Below are 3,788 nucleotides of genomic sequence, written 5' to 3' on the forward strand. Positions count from 1 at the left end.
CCGCCTCCGGCTCCAGCGCGCGGCGCCGCGCGTCCCGCCGGACCGCGTCCAGCGCCTTGTGCCGCGCCACGCCGATCAGCCAGGCGCGCGGATCGTCCGGCACGCCCTGCCGCGGCCACTGCGCGATCGCGGCGAGGACGGCGTCCTGCACCGCGTCCTCGGCGGTGGCGAGGTCACCCGCCAGGCGGGTCACCGCCGCCACCGCCGGCCACCAGTGCGCGCGGAAGTCCGCGGCGGTCAGGACGCCGGGGACACGGGCATGACCGGGCGCACCTCGACCCAGCCGGTCGCCGCCGCGGGGATCGTCGCCGCCCACCTCAGCGCCTCGTCGAGGTCGTCGCACTCCAGCAGCGTGTAGCCACCGACCTGCTCCTTGATCTCCGCGGCCGGTCCGTCGGTCACGATCGTACGGCCGTCCCGGACGCGGACGGTCGTCGACGACGCGGGCGGCCGCAGCGGCGCGCAGTCGAGCAGCACCCCGGCGGCGGCCATCGCCGCGTTCGCCTTCCCGTACGCGGCGACGGCCTCGGCGTACGCGGGGCTGCTCGTGTCCGTCACGGGGCCGTCGGGCGCGTGCAGCAGCAGCAGGTACTTCATCGTCCAACCTCCGGTCGCGGGCCGGTGACCGCCACCGGCCGTCATCTGTAGTCGATCGGCACGCCCCCGCGAGGACACTTCCCCAGGATGACTTTCCCGGGCGAACGGCGGGCGGGGCCTGCTGACACAATCGTGACCATGACTTATGTGGCGGCCAGTGACAGGTACGAGCGGACTCCCTACCGGCGGTGCGGGCGCAGCGGGCTCAAGCTCCCGGAGATCTCGCTGGGGCTGTGGCACAACTTCGGCGACGACCGCCCGCTGGACGTCCAGCGGGCGATCCTGCGGCGCGCGTTCGACCTGGGCGTCACCCACTTCGACCTCGCCAACAACTACGGCCCGCCCTACGGCTCCGCCGAGATCAACTTCGGCCGGATCTTCCGCGAGGACTTCCGGCCGTACCGGGACGAGATCGTCCTGTCGACGAAGGCGGGCTACGACATGTGGCCCGGCCCCTACGGCGAGTGGGGCTCGCGCAAGTACCTGCTCGCGAGCCTCGACCAGTCGCTGCGGCGGATGGGCGTCGAGTACGTCGACATCTTCTACAGCCACCGGTTCGACCCCGAGACGCCGCTGGAGGAGACGATGGGGGCGCTCGACCGGGCCGTGCGGTCCGGCAAGGCCCTCTACGCCGGGATCTCGTCCTACTCGCCGGAGCGCACGGCGCAGGCGGCCGCGATCCTGCGGGACCTGGGCACGCCGCTGCTGATCCACCAGCCGTCCTACTCCATGCTGAACCGGTGGATCGAGGGCGGGCTGCTCGACACGCTGGAGCGCGAGGGCGCCGGCTGCATCGCCTTCTCGCCGCTGGCGCAGGGGATGCTCACCGACAAGTACCTCGGCGGCATCCCCGAGGGGTCGCGGGCCAGCAAGGGCACCTCGCTCTCGACGAGCCTGCTCACCGACGAGAACCTCCGGCACGTCCGGACGCTGAACGGCGTCGCGAAGGAGCGCGGCCAGTCGCTCGCCCAGCTCGCGCTGCTGTGGACCCTCCGCGACCCGCGGGTCACCTCGGCGCTGATCGGCGCGAGCAGCGTCGCGCAGCTGGAGGAGAACCTCGCCGCGCTCGACGGCCCGGAGCTCACCGCCGACGAGCTGGCCGTGATCGACCGCGACGCGGTCGAGGCGGGCATCAACATCTGGGCCCCGTCCAGCGCCGGCTGATCTCCGGTCTTTTCCCTGGTCAGGTGGCGCTTCGTCGCCTCCTGGCCGGGAACGAGGCCCGCATGGACGACATGAGACCGCCGGCCGGCCCGGACCGCCACCGGCAGCCGCCCGGGACCGAGCCGCTGACCGCCCGGAGCCCGCTGCGGCTGCGCGCGATCCTGTCGGCGGTCGCGCTGGTCGCGGCCGTGGCCGCCGGGATCGCCTTCGCCGTGGCGGCGGCGCGCGGCGGAGGCGCCGGCCCGTGGGCCGCAGCCGCGGTGTGCGCCCTGGTCGCGGTGATCGCCGCCGCCGACCTCGCCGTGATCGCGCGCCGCCACCGCGCCTGACCGCGGCGCGCGCGGGCCGTGCCGGTCGGCGTGTCGGCACAGGACCCCAGGGCCCGTTCCAGGGCGGCTCAGTGGGTGTGGTCCGGGACGGCCGCGCCCGGGTCCTCCATCAGCCGGGCGATCCGCTCGCGGCTCTCGTCGTCGGTCGGCGTGTAGACGATGAGGCGGGTGCCGGGTGACGCGGTGATGTCCATGTGGGTGGTGCGGGTCCGGATGAGGCCGACGGCGGCGTGCCGGAACACCTTGGTCCGCGGGCCCGGGAGCGCGACCTCGTGCTCCGCCCACAGCCGCGTGAACAGGGGGCTCGCGGCGTGCAGCCGCCTGAGCATGTCCTTCCACGCCGGCTCGTTCATGTGGCGGCTGTAGCGGTGCCGGAACACCGCCACGTGCATCGGCGCCTCCTCGGCCAGGTTCTCGATCGGGTTGCAGCACGGCGGCAGCGTGAGCGCCATCCACATCGAGTTCCGCTCGCACGGGGCGGCGTTCACCAGGTGCGGGAAGATCGCCGCGTAGGCGGCGTTCCAGGCCAGCACGTCGCAGCGGTCGTTGGTCACCGACGCGGGCGTCGGGTCGAGCGCGTCGAGGATGCTCTGGAGGTCCTCGGGCAGGCCGGCGGCCTCGCCGGACGCCGGCTCCGGCACCTCGGCGAGCAGGTACAGGTGCTCGCGCTCGGCGCCGTCGAGCCGCAGCGTGCGGGCCACCGCGTCCAGGACCTGGGTGCTCGCGTTGATCGGACGGCCCTGCTCCAGCCAGGTGTACCAGGTGACGCCGACCCCGGCGAGCTGGGCGACCTCCTCGCGGCGCAGGCCCGGGGTGCGGCGCCGGGGGCCCGGCGGCATGCCGACGTCGTCCGGGGTGATCCGCTCGCGGCGGCTGCGCAGGAACGCCGCCAGCTCGGTCCTGCGGCGCCCCGCGCCCCGTCCGCCCGCCTCCCTGGGCGGTGCGCTCGTCATCGTCACGTCCCCCAGCCTGCCGCTTCGGACCGGAACGATCCAGGTGCTGTCAGTACCAGTATCACCGGGCTCTCGTTACCGGTACCCGACGGCGATCAGGCTCGTGGGCATGACGCAGACGACCGACATGCCGCGCGGGACCGTCCCGGAGCGGGACACGCGCGGCGGGCCGGGCGGGCTCGTGCTCGCCCTCATCCTCCTCGGCCAGTTCATGGCCATCCTCGACGTCAACATCGTGAACGTGGCGCTGCCGACGATGCGCGCCGACCTCCACGCCTCTGGCGCGGGGCTGCAGCTCGTGGTGGCGGGGTACGTCATCTCCTACGCCGTCCTGCTCGTCACCGGCGCGCGGCTCGGCGACCTCGCCGGGCACCGCCGGATGTACCACCTCGGGCTCGCCGCGTTCACCGTGACGTCGCTGGCGTGCGGGCTGGCGCCGTCCACCTGGCCGCTCGTGGCGTTCCGGTTCCTCCAGGGCGCCGGGGCCGCGCTGATGACGCCGCAGGTCATGTCGATGATCCAGCGGGGCTTCACCGGGCCGGCGCGGGCGCGGGCGCTCGGCTACTACGCGGCCGTCATCGCGGGCGGCGTGGTCGTGGGGCAGGTCGCGGGCGGCCTGCTGGTCAGCGCGGACCTGTTCGGCGCCGGGTGGCGGACGGTCTTCCTCGTCAACGTGCCGATCGGCGCCGCGCTGCTGCTCGCCGGGCCGCGGGCGCTGCCGCGCGACGCGGCGGCGGGCGGCGGG

Annotated in this window: 6 protein-coding genes; 3 read left to right on the top strand and 3 right to left on the bottom strand. The window is 74.5% G+C overall.

Annotated elements, in window-relative coordinates; genetic code table 11:
- Both E1300_RS48380 and E1300_RS48385 read right to left on the bottom strand, forming a co-directional pair.
- Positions 1-193, bottom strand: a 193-nt coding sequence (locus E1300_RS48380; RefSeq protein ID WP_278045448.1) for a sigma factor, incomplete at its 3' end; no start/stop codon positions are given.
- A gap of 44 nt (positions 194-237) precedes the next feature.
- Positions 238-597: a YciI family protein gene (locus tag E1300_RS48385; RefSeq protein WP_165503339.1), complete on the bottom strand. Its 360-nt coding sequence runs from the start codon at positions 595-597 to the stop codon at positions 238-240.
- A 138-nt stretch (positions 598-735) separates the two neighbouring features.
- Here E1300_RS48385 and mgrA point away from each other — a divergent pair, with 138 nt between their 5' ends.
- Together mgrA and E1300_RS48395 are read left to right on the top strand one after the other, a co-directional pair.
- Entirely contained in the window at positions 736-1,761 is a 1,026-nt protein-coding gene (gene mgrA / locus E1300_RS48390; protein ID WP_131763982.1) for an L-glyceraldehyde 3-phosphate reductase, read from the top strand.
- Between the two features lie 62 nt (positions 1,762-1,823).
- Positions 1,824-2,090 (top strand): DUF6343 family protein, encoded by a 267-nt coding sequence (locus tag E1300_RS48395; RefSeq protein WP_131763983.1) that lies wholly within the window; start codon positions 1,824-1,826, stop codon positions 2,088-2,090.
- 68 nt (positions 2,091-2,158) lie between these two features.
- Here E1300_RS48395 and E1300_RS48400 read toward each other — a convergent pair whose 3' ends face one another.
- Positions 2,159-3,043: a helix-turn-helix transcriptional regulator gene (locus E1300_RS48400; protein ID WP_131763984.1), complete on the bottom strand. Its 885-nt coding sequence runs from the start codon at positions 3,041-3,043 to the stop codon at positions 2,159-2,161.
- Positions 3,044-3,152: 109 nt separating this feature from the next.
- Here E1300_RS48400 and E1300_RS48405 point away from each other — a divergent pair.
- A partial coding sequence (locus E1300_RS48405; RefSeq protein ID WP_242619889.1) for an MFS transporter occupies positions 3,153-3,788 on the top strand: 636 nt, incomplete at its 3' end.

Origin of the sequence: Actinomadura fibrosa (assembly GCF_900659615.1) — a bacterium.
GTDB classification, from domain to species: Bacteria; Actinomycetota; Actinomycetes; order Streptosporangiales; family Streptosporangiaceae; genus Spirillospora; species Spirillospora fibrosa.

Bases quoted from the DNA above. Each gene is read 5' to 3' on its own strand.
- E1300_RS48395 (WP_131763983.1), top strand. From the start codon at position 1,824: ATGGACGACATGAGACCGCCGGCCGGCCCGGACCGCCACCGGCAGCCG.
- mgrA (WP_131763982.1), top strand. From the start codon at position 736: ATGACTTATGTGGCGGCCAGTGACAGGTACGAGCGGACTCCCTACCGG.
- E1300_RS48385 (WP_165503339.1), bottom strand. From the start codon at position 597: ATGAAGTACCTGCTGCTGCTGCACGCGCCCGACGGCCCCGTGACGGAC.
- E1300_RS48400 (WP_131763984.1), bottom strand. From the start codon at position 3,043: ATGACGAGCGCACCGCCCAGGGAGGCGGGCGGACGGGGCGCGGGGCGC.